The following is an 18233-nucleotide window of genomic DNA, read 5'->3' on the forward strand; positions in this document are numbered from 1 at the left end:
GTGCAGCCCTGGCTCCTAGTGCCGCTGGGCGAGATCGATCTGGTGCGCCCAAAGGCTGAGCCAGCGCTGGTGTGGACCCGTAGGGACGACAAGCTGGTGCGGTTCGAGATGATCAAGGTCGAGACCCGGCGCGGTGTGGTCGTGACGGAGGTGAGCCTGCGGCTCTGGGTGGCAACGCAGAAGGACGAGGCGCCGTCGCCCACGTTCCTGGAACTTCTCGCTGAACAGGTGGATTCGTACTTCAACCGGGGTTTTCTGCTCCGCGATGGCAGCCAGTTGCGGGTGAACCTGGTGCCGTCCGAGCGCACGCACGCGAATCGGCATGTCGTGATCACTGAGTCCGGCGAGGCGGGTCTGGGCAAGTGGCCCTTGACCGGGGCTCCTGAGGCGCCGATTCAGGATTTGGCCCAATGGTTCGGCATGAACCTTGCCCGCACGCCGGTCGATCTCGAAGCCGGTCTCACCTCGGCCGAGTTGGAGTCGTTCGAGTCGGTGCTCGTTCAGGCCGGCGCGAGTGCCACTGTGTTGCCGTTCGAAATGTTGGCCGAGAACTGGCTGGTCGGCTGGGACAGGCTCAATCAGGAGCGGCGGTTCTACCCAGGCCAGGTAGTCGTCGACGAGGTCGTGGATTCGGCAGGGACTGTCATCGGGGCGAGCTTCCCGTCGAAGGAAGGGGACGAGCGACACGCTAATTCTTGGGCGGGGGGTTTGGGCAGCGAGAGTTACGCTTTCAGCCCTTTGCCAGACGGTATCTTCCTGTCGGAGGAGATAGACTCGAGCAAGGTGCCGTGGATCAGCTTCCCCCGCAGTTGGGCTCAACCCGGCGGCATGACCTTGCTGATCGGTCATGCCAACACCGAGAGTCTGACCGTCAAGGTCGACGGCGTGGTGCGGGGCTCCTCGTTGCTGGTGAGCGTGGACGGGGCCACGTTGGGAACGATCACGACGCAGCTACCGGCGTTTCTGGCGGCGATGCGTCGGTCGTCGCTCGCGATTTTGTTCGCGTGCTCGTCGGGTGGGTTGACGGCTGAGGGGGGGCTTGCATTCGATTTTCAGGCGGAGTGGGCGAAGCACGGTCTCGACGTTCCCTTGATCGCGCCCAGCAGACCCGTCGGGCTTTCGAAACGCCCGTTTCCGCCTGGTCAGGACCGTCAGAGCGTCGTGCTCGCCCAAGGCGGAAACTGGAACGTGTTCGGCGGTCCGGTCGGCGGTTTCGACGAGTCGGTCGCGCACGAGTTGGCTGTTGCCGCCCGAACCGAGGGATGGACCTATGCGAGCCCTCACACACCCACTCCCGAGGACGAGCTCGTCCCGTTGTCGGATCGCCCGGCTTCGCTGAAGCTGGTTGCTCAGGTTGCCGACCATGTGCGTGGAGAAAGGAAGGACTCGCGGGCCGTCGATTTCTTCCGTCTGGATGTGCTGGCAGCCGTCCACGAAAATCCGCAGGTGATCATTGCTGCTGCGCTGATCGTGGTAGGTAAGGAGTCCGATCGGCCGGTCATGGTCTCCGACTGGAGAAAAAGGAACGGGAAATGGGAATCGGCTGCGTCGTCGGAGCTGGTCAGATCCCGGTACACCGTGGTGGGCAAGGGCCGCTACCACGAAGATCAGCTTTATCGCGAGGTCGTGTTCATCGGATCCAGTGGGACCTATGTGGCGCGCGATGTGCCTGCGGAACGGGAGAGGCAGTCCTCATCAGTCGACTTGGCGGCTGAAGAGCTGTTCGCAGACGCCGAGCTGAGGTCGCTGGCTGAGACCAACTTCGAACGGCAGCTGGACGGCTTGCCGCCCGTGTTCTACCGCATCGTGATGCCTGACGGTGACCCGGCGTTGGCGGTGGAAGTCGCGCAGCAGGTGAGCTGGGCGATCCGGATGACCTCCGTTCGGCTGGTCAGCCTGGATCACAGGATCATGTCTCGCCTCACCGTGAGCGACTTGTTCGTTCGGGAGACGGTGCGTGCGGGCGCATTCGCCGGCCAGGTCGTGACCCGCGTGCTCGAACAACCCCGTCCGCCGCAGAACGACACCGCGCCCACAGTCCAGGAGGAAGACCGGGCACCAAGCACCCTCAGTGAAACAACCGTCCACATCGATCGCGGCGGGAGTCCTCTCGGGACTGCGGACCGGCGGATGTTCGACGAGTTGGTCCACACATTGGCCAGGACCGCCGTTGATCTCCACGTCGAGGGCCGTCCGTTGCCGGTTGCGCGGATCACCAGCTTCGCTCCCTCAGAATCGGACGAGACGCGACGTGAAGCTGAGGTTCAAGGGCACCTGTTCCGGATGCACGTCCTGCCTTTGTTGACCGACGCATTGCACTCTCTGGCATCACGGGGCACGAAGCCGTTGGACGCGAACCGGCTGCTGCCCGGTTCGATGATCAGCGGCGTCGTCGATCCCGGCGGTGTTCGGCGTGTCGTGATCACCCTGGAAGTTCTGTCGGAGCCGTTGCGGACCGAGGTCTCGGGGGCACTCGATGCGAAGTTGATGTCGGCCGGCACCAGCGGCACCGTGGATGAGGTGATCGTGTCGTCGCCCGCGCTTCTGTCCAGCGGTGACGAGACGATCTCCTTCAGCGGCATCGACGCTGAACTGCCGGAGCCAGACCTGGATGCCGGGCTGGACCACGGTGAAGCTCCGTTGTCGCGCGGGCTCGTGCGGCCGAGCAGCGGCAGCGACTTCGAGGTGGACTCCTCGGGATTGCAGGAGTTCGACAGCGAGTTCGACTCGCCGGATGACTTCCGGATTCCGTCGCCGGTGAGGTTCACGGAGGACGGTGGTCGTGACTACGCCGCGATCTTCGCGGACCTGCGGCCGTCGAACTTTCCCGACAGGGCGGCGTGGGACGCGGCGTGGGACGCGCGCCTGCGGCAGGCTCGCGCGGATCTCGACGCATTGCCCGCCGCTGAGGCCGAGGCGTTGCGCATCGACGCTCACCTCGCGACTGACATCGACTCGGCTGATCTGTCCGAAGTGGATCCGGACGAGAGCGACGAGGAATCGGCCAACCGTGAACGTCTCCACGGATTGATCGCGCTCGTGTCCTTGCAGCTGAGGGAGGACGCCGATCTTGCATCTGACGTCCGCCAGAAAGCGGCGTCCGATCTGGTCCGGTGGGCCACCATTGACTGGAGCATCGCGTCGTGGGGAGTACCGCTGGCGGGGTTTGGGAGTGAGCAACTCAACATCCCGGACGACGTCGACGAGAACCTTGCGATCTCCGAAGCCCTCGCCATCGCCGTGGACATCAACCAGCGATTCGGGGTGGATGTGCACTCCGCGGTGGGTGCTCGGAGCCAGGCGGAGGCGCACCCGGACGCTCCCGCCAACGACCTCAGCGCCATTCGGCCGCGGCCGTGGAACCTGGACGAGTTGCGTGGCCTGCGGACCGCGCTGGAGCATTTCGCTCCACTGCTGGGAGACAGGCGTGCCGACTCCACCCGAGGGCACGAAGGCCAGGAGATCCGGTCGGTCAGTGCGGTCACCTTCCGCCTGCACGAGGACGGCATCGACCCGACCGTGTCGGGCGAGTACTTCGCCGAGGCCGGCAACTTCACGCTGTACGCGAACGGAGAGGTCAGCGACTTCGGCGGAGTTGCGCGTGGCGTTGAGTCCCTGGCCACGCACGAGATTGCGCACGGCGTACTCGACTACGCGCTCGCCGACTTCGCGAACCACTTCGGCACCTGGGACGCCGACGGGCGTCCCATCCTCGTGGACCACGCCGAGCCGCCGGTCGGTGGAGCGCGGACAGCGAAGGACGACTTCATCGCGTCGATCGAAGCTGCGCGATCGGACATCGCTGCCTTCGCTGAGAGTGCACCGAAACACGCCGCAGCGATCACGGAGCTGTGGAGGCGGTATCCGGACCTGTTCGACGGTGATGAAGACGCTGTGCACCTGGCTGAGGTGCTGCGCGGCGCGCTGGCCGAGTTCAACACCATGGTTGGCACTTGGACGGAGGATGGTTGGCCGAACTTCAAGAACGAGCGGCCCATTACGAAGTACGGTGCCACCAATCCATCGGAGGACCTCGCCGAGGCGGCGATGTACTACTTCCTCGACCGGGCCTGGCTGCGGAAGAGGGCGCCGCTGCGCGCGGCGTTCCTGGACCAGTTGGTACAGGAGTGGACGTTCTCGTTCAGCGACTCCAGCGCGAGGTTCGGCACCGTTGACCTGGACGGCGAACCCTCAGCCGAACCGTTTCCGGACAGCGAACGTGATTTCCCGGTGCGGTACGCGGAGCTGCGCCCTGAGAACCACCCGCACCGGGCGTCGTGGGATGCGTCGTGGGATGCGCGGATCGCGCAAGCCGAGCAGCAGGTGAACAGTCTGGGCGAGCAGGAACGTGAGGATCTCCTCAACCTCGCCCACCACGCTGCGAACAGCAACCCTTCGGCGTCGCAGAGCCAGCAGCTTGACGTCGGGCCGGCCGGGGCTCTGGAGATGTCGCGCATGCGGAAGGCGATTCTGCTGGTCGCTGTGGAACTGAGGGCTAGTCTCGACCGGCCTGCAGATGAGCGTGTCGCGATCGGGTTCGACCTGTTCACATGGCTGAGCACACAGCGCGCGATCGCTTGGTGGGACGCGCAGTCGTTGCCAGGCGGGTTCGCTGCTGAGTCGGTGTCCGCCTCATCCGATGTGGAGGTCGTCACCCAGGCCGCTGCGGAGCTCATGGCCGATGCTGAGCACCGCTTCGGAGTCAAGTTCGACTCCGACCGGGGCGCGAACTATCAGCGGAGCAACGAGACCGCAGCCCCTGCTAATGAGGTCGAGGCCGCGACCAAGCGGCCGTGGCAGCTGGCAGAGGTTCAGGGCGTGCACGCCGCGCTGAGTCATTTCGCACCAATCCTGGGGACTCGGCGCAGTCGTTCCAGCCGCATGCGTGCTGACCAGGAGGTGCAGTCGGTCAGCGCGGTGACGATGCTCCTCAGCAGCACTGGAGTTGACGTCGATGCGTTGGCGGCGTACTTCCCATCGGAGCACAACGTCAGCCTTTTCACCTCCGCGATCTTCAACTCTGGCTTTGGCGGCGGTGAGCGCGCGGTCGAGGCCACAGTGGCGCACGAGCTCGCTCACGGTTTGCTCGACTACGCGCTCGATGACTATCGGATGGCGTTCGGTACATGGGATGTCGACGACAATCCTGTATTGGTGGATGATGCGGAGCCTCCGTACGACGCCCGGTCCGCGACTGGAGATTTCGAGGCGTCCATCCACGCATCGATGTCGGACCCGAATGGTTTCCGAGAGAAGTCGCCGCGGCGCGCGAAGGCGATTGAGACGATCAAGCAAAGGAATCCGCGCTTCTTCGGGCCGCCCATGACGGCCGACGATGCTCATCTGATCAGGGTGAGCCTGATGCATGAGATATCGTTCTTCAACACTGCTAGCGGCGCATGGACGGAGGATGGTTGGCCGAACTTCAAGAACGAGCGTCCGATCACGAAGTATGGTGCGTCAGATCCCAACGAGGACTTCGCCGAGGCGGTGATGTATTACTTCGTCGAGCCAGGCAGTCTGAGGGAGCGGGCACCGCTGCGGTTTGCGTTCGTCGATAAATTGGTAGGGGACTGGACGCCTGGCGAGGACCTCTATGCCAGTGGCAGCGAGGCCACCCTCGTGCGGCTACCCGACAGCGATCGTGACTTTTCGGTCCGGTTCGTTGACCTCCTACCGGCGAGCCACCCGGATCGGGCGTCGTGGGATGCGGCGTGGGACAGGCGGGTCGCAGAGGCCCAGCAGCAGTTGGACGGGATGGTCGAGCAGGATCGGGAGGACCTTCTCAACCTGGCCTACAGCGCCGCCAACATCGGTCGTGGCTCTCTGACGGCTGGGAATCTCGACCTCGGGCTCGACGGCCGCCTAGAGCAGTCGCGCGGTCAAGGATCGATGCTGCTGGTCGCTTTGGAGATCGAGGCGAACCTCGACCTGCCCCCAGATGTCCGCGACGCTGTTGGGCTCGACCTGTCGAACTGGCTGTCGATCCAAAGAGCGACCGCTTGGTGGGACGCGCAGTCGTTGCCAGGCGGGTTCGCTGCTGAGTCGGTGTCCGCCTCATCCGATGTGGAGGTCGTCTCCCAGGCCACGGAGCTCATGGCTGATGCCGAGCGCCGCTTCGGTGTCAAGTTCGACTCCGACCAAGGAGCGGACTTCTTGCGCAGCCGGCCCTCCATGGCGCCCGCTAATGAGGTTGCCGCTGTCGTCAAGCGGCCGTGGCGGTTGTCAGAAATTCAGGGAGCGCATGCCGCGCTAGGCCATTTCGCGCCGCTCCTGGGAGCTCAGCGCGCTCGTTCCAACCGCAAGGATCGCGACCAGGAGATCCTTTCGATCAGTGCGGTCACGATGAGCCTCGGCGGCGAGCGTGTTCGGCCTTGGACGAATGCGCAGACGTTCTCGGAGGCGCAGAACATCAGCCTCTACACGGGCGGCGTCTTCTTCGCTGGTTTTGGCGGTGGCGCCCGCGCGGCCGAGGGCTTGGTGACGCATGAGCTGACTCACGGTTTGCTCGACTACGCGCTCCACGATTATCAGAGGGCATTTGGTACTTGGGATGTCTACGGCTATCCGGTGTTGGTGGATGATGCGGAGCCGCCGTATGAAGCTCAGTCCGCGACTGGAGATTTCGAGGCATCCATCCACGCGGCGTTGACGGACTTGGATAGTTTCAGGCGGGAATCGCCGCGGCATGCGAAGGCGATCGAAGCGATCAAGCAGCGGAACCCGGATTTCTTCGGGCCAGACGTCACGCCGGACGACGCCCTGCTGGTCGCAGTGAGCCTGAGCGACGAGATGCCGTTCTTCAACACCGCTGTCGGCGCATGGACCGCCGACGGGTGGCCGAACTTCAAGAACGAGCGTCCGATCACGAAGTACGGTGCAAGCGATCCGGATGAGGACTTCGCCGAGGCGGTGATGTATTACTTCCTCGAGCCAGACACTCTGAGGGAGCGGGCACCGCTGCGGTTTGCGTTCGTCGACAAGTTGGTGCGGGGCTGGACTCCCTCCGTCAGCGGCTCACGCACGGGGTTCGGCACCGTCGATCTGGCGAACTTCGACGCCGCGACGGAGTTCGCGGATGCCGAGAGGTTCATTGCGAACCTTGACATCGACCAGCAGCTCGACCTCTTCGACCGCGCTAGTCGGATCGTGGGCGAACATCACCGGCCCGCACCGAAACCATTTCGTGCCCTCACCCCGGAGGAGAAAGGGGCGCTCAACAGCTGGCGGGGCGTCGTGTTCGTCGTCGCCCGCGAGTTGGCGCACGACCCGTCGATCGAAGTCGCGACCGAACTGTCGCGGGCATTGGCCGATCTGCTCGGGGCCGGGCTGTCGACCGGTGTCGCGGATCCGCTGGATTCGCAGGCCGTCTCCACCACGGCGTGGGAGCCGGACAGTCTTGTGGTGTCGGGGAATCCAGGCGGCGACCGCGAGGGCAGTGAAAGTTTGCGGCAGGAGGCTCCGCAGCGCGCGGACTTCATCGAGGACGTGGTCGCGCAGCGGGCGTCGGTCTCCATCTCGGCCGCGGAGTACGACTCCGACGATACCGCGAGCGTGTACAGCCAGAGGTCGGTAGGCCGGCCACCCTCATTGGCCGGGATCGGTGGCCGCGACGTCCCGACGCTCATCGCCGACCTGGCCCCAGCGAACTTCGACAGCAAGGACGAGTGGAACGACGCCTGGGATGGTGTGTTTGCCGACGCGCACACCCAGCTGGACGCGATTCCCGAGGCGCAGTCCGAGGCACTGCTCGATGGCGTCTACCGCGCTGCGGGGATCACCAGAGACCTGTTGGTGACGGGGACCGACCAGTCAGGCGTCGACGCGGCGGCCGAGTTCGAGCGCTGGCAGGGTGTGATGGCAGTGGCCGCCCTGCAGGTCCACAACTCCGGGAACAGCTCGCCGGAAGCCGCGTTCGACCTGGTGCGCAGGTTGATGATCGCTAGGCACACGGCGCTGTGGGGGGTCGCACTTCCGGGTCCACACGCCTCGGAGTCGGTCGAGGTCCCGGCCGGCGAGAGACCAGCCGACGTGATCACGGAAGCCGTTCGGCTCATGGATCGCATCCGTGACGATCACGGAGTGCAGGTCGACTCCGGCCGGGGCGTCGACGCAATGTCCGTGCGGTTGTCGCCTGCTCCAGCCCATGATGTCGCCGCCATTCAACCTCGGTCGTGGAAGATCGACGAACTGCGCGGTGTTCACGCCGCACTTGATCACTACGCTCCTCTGCTCGGTGGCAACCGCGTGCAGTCTGATCGTGCGAACGCGCCTCAAGAGGTCATCTCGGTCAGCGCGGTCACCTTCGGCCTCGCGCCCGACGGTGTTGCCCTCACCGAGCAAGGGAAGTACTTCCCCAACAGCAAGGGCTTCAACCTCTACGCCACCTCGATGCTGGGCGGGTTCGGTGGCGGGGCGAGGGCGGCCGAGGCATTGGCGACCCATGAGCTGAGTCATGCCTTGCTGGAACACAACGTTGACGACTTCCGCACACAAATCGGTACGTGGGACGCCGCCAGTTATCCGGTGCTCGTTGACGGCGCCGAGCCACCGCACAACGATGCCCCAACCGCGCAGGACGACTTCGTCGAGTCGATCAAGGCGGCGCTGGAGGACCTGGAGGCTTTGCGCGACACGTCACCCAAGCACGCTGCCGCGATCGACGGAATCCTTCGGCGGCACCCCGAGTACCTGGGCTTCCCTGCGACGACGGACAACGCACGTCTCATCGCGCATGCATTGGGCAGCGAGCTGTCCGAGTTCAGCGCCGCTGTTGGTGCGTGGACGGAGGATGGCTGGCCGAACTTCAGGAACGAGCGTCCGATCACAAAGTACGGTGCGACGAATCCGTCGGAGGACTTCGCCGAGGCGGTGATGTATTTCTTCGTCGATCCGGAGACTCTGAGGGAGCGGGCGCCGCTGCGGTTCGCTTTCATCGATGAGTTGGTGCGGGGCTGGACGCACCTTGACGCGACGTCCCAGCTGGACGACGAGCAGGATTCCGCATCGCAGCCTGTTGCGGAGCTGTCGACGTCGTCGGCATTCTCCACGCCAGTGGAGCAGGTGCTGGCCTTCCACGGCTTGGAGACGGTGCAGGTCTCCGGTACAGATGAAGGGAGCAGTCTGGCCAACGCCGTCGCTGCGACGCTAAACCGGGGTGAACCGAACGTGCCGCAGGGGAGCACGCTGGAGGAGATCGCCGAGGTAGCGGACGCACGAGTGCACGTACTCGGGCAGGACGGGGAATTTACCTCGTTCGGGCCGATCGCCGGGCGGCCGGCGCACGTGGTCGCGACCACCACGGCTGACGGTGTGAGGTACGCGGCCACGCGGGAGATCGTCCATATCGGACGGCCCGGTGTGTCGTACCCCGGCCCCACCAAGCACGATGTCAAAGGGTACTGGCGCACGGTGAACCGGGGCGAGTTCGAGATCGAGACGATCGCGGGCCGCCACCACGTGCGCCTGTACACCGCGGTAGTGAGTCCTGCGAACCTCGACGTCAAGACGCCGTCGTTCAAGGACATCCAGCAGGATCCGGATACCGGTCAGCTGAAGATCTCGCCCGGCAAGAACGCCCAGCTGTGGGTGGGCGCCGGGCGGCCGCGGCGCGCGTTGCAGTGGCTCGCGAAGTACCAGCTGACCGATGGTGGCAGACCCGCTGACCCCAAGAGGCCGTCATCGCCGCCGAAACGACCGGTGCTGCGGTCGTTCCTGGTGCCGTTGGACACGTTCAACAAGATCACGAGTGGCACGACGATCGATGACGCTCCCGGCGCGAAGGCCGACACCCACACCTACAACGTCGACCAGCGCGGCGAACCGAACCAGTTTGGCATCGGCGGCGCTCACCTCGAGGAGCTGATCAAGCACGCAGAGCCGGGGTCGCTGATCAGCTACCCTGCGGACCTCGCGGAACCCTTCGCTTTCCAGGACAGGGCAGGCCGCGTGGTACCCGTCGCGGAGCTCTACCAGCGGCTCGGCCTGACCCCGGACTTCCGCAGCGACGCCGTTGGCAAGGCCTACGATCCGTGGTTCTCCTGGTCGGCACAAAGCGACGGATCGTGGAAGTTGCAAGGATTCCGCCTCGACGCGTCCCAACTGCACGAGATCGCCGTGCAGTTGCGGGAACACCACCTCACCTGGAGCCAAGCCAACCAGGACCCCGCGAGCCGCACCTCCGACGCACTCGCCGAACCTGACGCGGAGACCATCCCCAACGCGCCGCAGGATTCGTCGCCGAGGGACGTCAGCTTCGAAGCGCGGGTTCACCGGCTCAACCAGTTCCTCAACGAGGTAGGCCCTGCGTCCACCAACGTCAAGAAGATCACCGCCGACGTGCTGTCCACCGGTGGTCCTGCAGTGCGGGACTACCTCGCCGGTTCAGGTGCGCCCGACGTGGATGAGGCCGCGTTCCAAACGGTTCTGCGGGAGAAGGTCGTGCCGCAGGCGGTGAACGCCGCTTTGGCGACCGTTGACTTGTTGGTCAAGCGGATGGTGAGCGGTCCGGTGTACGAGCTGGGAGTCCTGCAGAATCTGATCGAGAATGGGATCCGGCACAGAGAGGGAACTCTCAGAACGTTCGACAATGAGGTGGTCGAGCCGACCCTCACCAAGTTCAAGACCAGTGTCGCGAGTCATCCGGACCTCGCGCTGCTCGACGAGAACAGTCGCGCTGAAGTGTCGGAGGCTCTGAGCCACCAGGTTCGTGATGCGCTGAAGGAGAAGTTCGCCGAGCTATCGCAACTCGGTCTCGAGTCGCTGCCCAAGGCTGGAAAGAGGGGCGGCTGGCTCAGCGGTTCCCGGCTGCGCAGGTTCGGTGAGCTGGTCGTAGCGCGTCTAGATGAGCAGCAGCTTCCGCCAATCTCGCCTCGGATCGACACGAGCAACATCGCTGTGGTCGCCGAGAAGAATGTGTTCGGCACGGTCGTCACCGGCGCCGTTCACTCCATCACCGGCAGGGATTTCGCCGATACGCAGCCCGGCGAGCTGCGGGCGGTGGTGCACGACGAGGTGCTTCCTGAGCTGGCGGCCGCCATCAGCTCGGCTCTGCGTAACGACCCGGTACTGGCGATTGTCGATCCGAGCTTCCGCGACGTGATGGCTGATGCCGTGGCGCAGGACGCGCGGGCGCGGGCGGAAAACCTGCTGGCCGGGTTCGCGTTTGATCCGGTTGACGCGGCGGCGGTCGACGTGCTGATGGCCAAGGTGCCCGAGATCGCCACTCAGGCGGAGATCGGCGCGCTGATGGCCGCCGACGCCGACCGCATTGGCCTGGACTTCAACACCCGGCAACACGGCCAGGAGCCGTTCCCGAACTCATTCCACGACTGGAAGGAGCAGCGTCCGGCGGAGTTCGACCGTCAGCGGCAGACCGGTGACGAGTTGAGGCTGATCGTCAGTCAGGAGCGCAACCCGGAGAACGCGGTCAAGACGCTGATCAGAGCACATCCGGAACTGGACCCCAAGTTCGACGAGGTCGCTACCACGGTGCAGAAGGAGCCCAACCGGGCGAAGGACGCGAAGGGCGTCTACACCTACTACGAGCACGCGCAGATGGTGCTTGGGCAGTACTTCGACCTCACTGCGAACGAGAACACCGACACGCGCTTCCTGCCGGTGGACGCGTTGGCGAAGGCGATCCTGTTCCACGACATCGAGAAGGTCAACGCCAAGAACCAGTTCGGAGGCGGTCAAGGCCGGCATGACCGCGAGCCGGAGCACAAGCTCGCCGTCGTGATGATGGACCGCTACCGCGGCATTTGGGACAACGAGCGGGACTTCCAGGCCGCCAGGGCGATCGTCGACTCCGACCCGTTCGGCTTCTACCTGCGCAACAGGATCACCGCCGACGAGGCATTCACGTTCCTCGACAACCTCGCTGTCAAGATCGACCCGTCCGGTCGGCCGGAGAACTCGAGGAAGTTGTTCGAGGAGTTCCACCAGTACTACCAGGCAGACTTCTCCTCTTATACCACGCACAGCACCTATGTAGACCGCGCCGGAACTGTTCACACCGGGCCGAACTCGTTCACCAACTTCTTCGAAACCGGGCCGGGCGGGATCACCAAGACGCAAGACGGCAGGTACTTCGAGTACACGAAGGACGGCGACTTCAGTGACTTCGCCGAGAAGATGGCGAAGCTAGCCGAGATGTTCGGTGATCCGGACACCATCCGTGAGAACCGGGCACGCCTCGGGATCGAAAGGCCTGCCACACCTTCCGGCAGCGACGATGGTGCTGACGGTGATCCAGACCTGGGCTACGACAGTTCGGACGACGACGATCCCCAGGACCAGGGCACCGGTGGGCATGGTGCCGCTGGTGATCCGGACCCTCGCGACTCCGACAGTTCGGACGATGACGAGGCCGTCGACGAAGACGTCGACGATGGCTTGGGCACCGATGACGAGACCGCGTCGATGATCGAGTCCGATGTGGACGATATGGAGGACTCCGATCCGACCGAGGTGATCAGTGTCCGCCGTGGGGATTTTGAGTCCGATGAGGACTGGGAGCTGTGGTGGAACGATCTAGTCCGGGATGTTGAGGCGGCGCACGTCGATGTTGACACCGATGCGGCGCGCGAGCTGGCGCAGGATGTCGTCAACGCGGTGTTCGGGCCGGTCGTCGCAATCGGGGACGACTCGGTCGCCGATCTCCATGTTCACACGCAGATCTTGGTGACCGACCAGATCGTCCGGGACGGAGGCGGAGTCACGGTCAGCTCGCGCGAGATCGCTGCGTGGGCTGCCGAGCAGTGGCAGCTCATGGTGTCGGATCCGGTGCGTGATCGATTTGTGGATCTTGACGATGTGGATGTTCGTAATGCTCGTTGGGTTGCGGCGTGGGACGACGCTCTCGGTGAGCATCAGGAGATCGAGGGAGACCGGCCACACGCGGAGCGGGCGCGCGAACTCGTGGCGGACGCGTTGGGGGAGGTGGAATTCAACGGCGATGAGGACGGGGCGCTTCAGGAGCGCTTCGAGTGGCGGCGTGGGCGGATCGAGGAGTTGGTCGAGGAGCAGCTTCAGGCGGATTCCGGCTTGCCCGGCCGTGCGATCGTGCTGGCGGAGTGGCTCGGCGCGCAGGTCCTGACTCTGGCCGAGGCTGAGGCGGGGGGTGATCTGGCGCGGTACGAGAACGACCTCGACGACGACGGCAGCGACTGGAGTTCCTGGGGCGGCGATGACGACCTCTCGCTCGCGAGTGAAGGTTCGCAGCCCAGCAACGGTCCTTTGTGGCAGGAACGCGATGCCGACGCGGACTTCCGGGTTCGGCTGGCCCATCTGGGTCGCGGCGGCGCCGAGTCACTCGACGACATGATCGACGCCTGGGATGCCGAGATCGATCGTGCCCTGGTGGAGTTCGAGCGGTTCGCGATCAACAACAGCGTCGATCCCGAACAAGCGTTGGACACTGCGGAGCACTTCGTCAATGCGGCGTTCGGCATCGAGATGACCCGATCGGACGAGGACGAATTCCTGCACACCGGCGTGCTGTATCTCGTCGCCGAGCAGATGGTCTACGACCGCAGCATCCCCACGAGCCGTCCGCAGGACCTGGCCAGGTGGGCGGCCGAACAGTTTGCGCCTGAGCCGGCCACGGACATCGACCCGCCCGTGAATCCGGATGACCTCCCCGTTGCCGCCGGCACCGGGAGTACCGCGGAGCAAGACCGTCCCGTGGTCGCCGAGGACTCCGACAACTCGGAGGAGAGCGAACCCCCCTTCCACTTCCGCCAGCGCCTGGCCCATCTGCACCCCGCGAGCGGTAAGTCCTTCACCGGCGACTGGGATGCGGAGTTCCAGGCCGTCGCAAGCCGGCTCGTGGCGTCGAAGTCGATGCTCAAGCAGGCCGACGGCATCGTCCAGGACGTCTTCGGTGAGCCGCATTCCGGCGTCAGGGATCTGGTGGCTGAGCAGATCTACGCCGATGGCGGTACCGACACGGAAAACGCCTGGGCACTCGCCGAGTGGGCGTACCGGCAGATCACGGTTGAGAGGTACCGGGGCCGGCTCGACAGCCTGAACTTCAGGACTGAGGAGGAGCGCGCCGCTGCGTGGGAGTCGGCGTACGAGGACCTGGAGGATCATGAGCCGGATGAGGGCACCGGCCAGGACGCCTACGAGATCGTTGAGTCTGTCTTCGGGACGATTCCGGAGGTGGACGAGGAGCAGGCGCGGGACCTGACCAGGCGTCAAAGGGGTGTGCTGAACCGATACCTGGGTGTCGTTCGCCTGGTGGCGCTCCAGCTCGGGGCTGACGGCGAGTTCCGGGACCGCGCGAGGCAGTTCGCCCAGTGGATCCTCCACCAGCAGAGCCGTCCGCTCGAGAACGATGACCTTGCGTTCGAAGGAACCCAAGCGCCTGCGTGGCTCACGGACGAGTCGGCGTCCGACGGTGATGATCCTGCCCGGCTGGTGTCGTCTCCAGAGCCGATGGTCGAGGACGCTGGTTCTGACGACGGCAGTGATCCTGCCCCGCCGGCGTCGATGCCGGAGGCGCCGACCGAGAACAGTCCGCAGTACCAGGCTCCGCACGGCATCGGCCAGGGCCGCGGTTCGGTCGCGTTCCGCGACGAGGCTGCCGCGATGCGACGGATCGCCAAGGCCGTCACGGAAGCTGTCAACGACCGGCAGCGGTCGCTTCAGGTCCGCGAGTCCTTCCTGCACAAGGTCGTGTCAGCGCTCGACGCATTTCGTCGTGTGCTAACGCTCAAGCCGAGCCCCAGCGCGGTGAGCGTCAGGGAGTTCAACGAGCGGACTGTCGCGGATCTGCTGCGCTTGGACGCCGGACGGCCGCCGAAAAGTGTGCTGGACGCGATGCTCAACGGCGGCTTGACCGTGCGGGTCATGGTCGACACTCCGGTGGGCCAGGTCGAGCAGGACATCATCGTGCGGGCGACCCTCGGCCCTGGCGACTTCCGGCACACCGGACCCGGCTTGCCGGAAATCCCGCCAGCACCGCGGCGCGGGTGGTTCGCCAGGCTGCTCGCCAACATGTTCGGGTCGAGCGTCGATCCCGACGTGACACCGAACGCGCTCAACGCCGTGCAGGACGTGCGCGTGCCGACCGAGGAGCAGGCGTACTTCACGCATGACCTGCGGATCACGATGGACGCGCCGCAGGGTGAGTTCAACCGCACCGCCGTCATCCAGGGCGCGGTCGTCTCGTCGATCGCCGTCGCCGAAGTGCTCCCCGAGCCGGAGCCTGCCGCCGGGGAGCCGACCAGCGAGAACCGGCGGTCGTTGCGCAGGGTGCAGCGACGTGCGGGCACGATCGGGCTGAGTCCACATGCCTACGTCGAGGCGAGGCCCGCGCCGGCGGTCGAGTTCCACCGAACACTGACCCGGCTGCTCTACCCGGCGGACCCGCCACGCCGGGGCACTCTGCGCCCGGTTCCTCCCGCCGCGGCCGCTCGGCAGATCCTCGATGCCACCACTCCGGCCGAGCTGTGGGGCAACGTGCGTGCGGCGATGTCGGAGCAGGGGTATGTGGTCGCGCTCGACACCGGCCCGCTGGCAGCAGTGGCGATCAAGCTCGACCTGCGGGATCGGCGGCTCGTGGAGTCGATCGACACCGAGGACGGTCCGCGGTACCGCGTCCGAGGCACTCCGACATGGGACGTGGCGGCGACTTATCGGCAGGCATCTGTCGCAGATACCTGGTCCGGGTCACTGCTCAGCGTCCCAGATGCCCAGGTCGACCTGGTGGTGGACGAACAGGGCCTCGCGGACCTGGGCCTTGCCGCCGCGGCAACGGCCCCGGCGACGAGGGGGACACACGCCACGCACACTCTCGGCGGCTTGGACACGGTCGTGGAGCAGGACGAGGAGGACGCCGGCGCTACGAGCACCTTCCACCCGTCGCCCCGCGATCCGTCCGCTGACGTCCTCAGGGGCATGCCCGACTACTTCGTCGATGGCGAGGGTTTCGGCGAAGCCATGCCGCACACCCAGGTCAAGGGCATCAGCATTGAGCGCGCGTTCCGCGGCATGCTGCCTCGGTCGTCGCGAGTACTCGTCAAGGACAAGGTCGACGGTCGGGTACGTCCGGACACCCACCCGACCGGCAGGCGGAAGCAGAAGATCAAGGGGCTGCATCACGTCGAACTGGCGATGAGGAATCAGGTACCGAGCATGCTCGGTGACGGCCGTGAGTTCACCGTGGAGATCGACGGCAAACCGCACACGCTGGTGGTGAAGGCGAAGCTCGACTGGTCTGCCGCAACAGCGTTGCCGGGCAAGCCCCGTTGGACGATGCCTCCGGAGACCCTGTACCGGCGGTTCCGCCGATCCGATTCAGGCTACTCGGCCGACCCAACGCTAACGGCGCCCGTGCTGCTGACGACGCCTGTGCCGATGCTCGTCGGTGTTACCCCGTCGGGCACGACGAACGTGAACCAGCAGATGGAGCGGGTCGTCTCCGAGGAGCACAAGCGGGCGTCGCTGGTGCTCGATCTCGATGTCCGCGTGGCCGAGGTGCGAGTCTCCTACGAGTTCGAGCTGCGGGACGAGAACGAGCACCTCGTCGGCAGGATCGACCACGGAGCGCAGTCAGGGCTCGACGGCACGTTCCGCTTCGGCTACCCGAAGGCACCTCGCTCCGATGGCGGGCAGGGGCTGATCCCGTTGACCACCTCGCCGCCGAAGGACTTCGCTCTGGAGGAGTTGCTGGTCAACGCGCCGGAAGGCTCGTCGTTCTTCGACCAGGTCGCCAGGATGCTGCCGAAGCACCTCACCGCGCCTGGAGCACCCGGTCGTGACGTTCTGCAGGACTTCCTGCACCGGACGAACATCAAGGCCGAGCTGGTGAGCATGGTCACGGCCGACCCCATCGACAACCCGGACTCGAGCTGGCGGCGGTCGGAACCGCTCATCAAGGGACACGTGACCAGCCCACTCGACCTCTTCCGGCGCGGCTCGGCGATCGAGATGCGTGCCGTGGCGCGTCAGGTTGAGATCATCGAGGAGATCGAGGACACCGAAGAGCGCAAGCACACGGCGATCCTGCTCGACTGGGACAACTCGAAGGCCGCCCGCACAGACGCGTGGACGGCCAAGCGGCGCGGCGCCATCAGCGTCTTCGCTGCGAAGTTCCTGGCAGCTGGCGCATTCGTGGTGACCCTTGGGGGCCTGCTCGACTTCAGCCACACGCGGTCGTGGAGCAGCAAGTTCAAGCGCGAGACCGGTATCCGGTTCGAGCACGACTTCGGCGGCAAGCTCGTTCGTTACAGGACGGTCTACCAGCTGCAGGTCCGCGTGCTCGGTCAGCCGCCGGTGTTCCTGGAAGGCGACCTGGTGGGCATCCAGGTGGCGTCGCGGGAACGCGCGCTCGCCTCCGGCATCATCAACCCGACTGGGCAGGGCGACCACGCGCCTCGTTACCGCAAGGGTGACGACCGCACGCACTTCGCACCAGCGCACCTGGAATCAGGGCTGTCGACCGCGGGTGCCAAGATCCACACGTTCCGGGGCAGGGACCGCATCTACGCGGCGATCGCCGACACTCTGCGCAAGGTGCCGAACCGCCATTGGTACCACTTCAGCTCGTCGGAGTTCATCAGGTACTTCGATGACCCGGGCCTCGCCGCAGGTCTCAAGTCGATGGTCAACGACACCATCCGGCGGCAGCGCACGGCGAAGTCCCGGATGTCGGACAAGCAGCTGATGCAGCTGATCGACCTGATGCTCGGACCGGGCCTGGTGATCCCGCTGGTGAAGCAGGGACCGTTCACCGACACGGTCGTAACGGTTCGGATCACAGCCACGTTGGACGGCCTCGCCGACGGCGACCTTCAGGTCGATCTGGCCGACTCCACCACGGAGACGCGGACCAAGGAGTACGAGACCCGCACCTTCACCGCCGCCAAGTTCACGACTGCGGGGGTCGGACTCCAGAGCCGGGTCACCGCGGCGATCACCAGAGGCGCCAACGTGTTCCTGGCGACCTTGAGGCTGGGACGTGCGTGGTCGTCGTCAGTCTCGGTCACCAACGACACCGGCAAGGTCACCGAGCACAAACACGGTGGTATCGAGCTCACCAAGTCGGGCGGCCTGGGCGAGACCCCTCTGCGCCACTTCAGGGGCGACTTGACGCTGAACCCGACAGTCACCACCTACACGCGCACGAACAAGATGATCCGCAAGGTCAGCGTCGGCAAGCCCGGCAGGGATCCGCTGGACGTGCGTCCAGTCCCGCTGGTCGGCCCGTTCCACGGCCTGAACGG

At 65.4% G+C, this 18233-nt stretch carries 1 protein-coding gene (cut by a window edge); it reads left to right on the forward strand.

Going from position 1 to position 18233, the window contains the following annotated elements:
- Positions 1 to 18233, forward strand: partial view of a prolyl oligopeptidase family serine peptidase gene (locus LFM09_RS46445; protein WP_414103054.1) — the 5' portion only. 34546 nt of this gene lie beyond the right edge of the window; 18233 of the gene's 52779 nt are visible here — the first part of the coding sequence; the start codon lies at positions 1 to 3; its stop codon lies off the right edge, out of view.

The sequence above is a fragment of the Lentzea alba genome, from assembly GCF_047445655.1.
In the GTDB taxonomy this organism is placed as follows: Bacteria; Actinomycetota; Actinomycetes; order Mycobacteriales; family Pseudonocardiaceae; genus Lentzea; species Lentzea alba_A.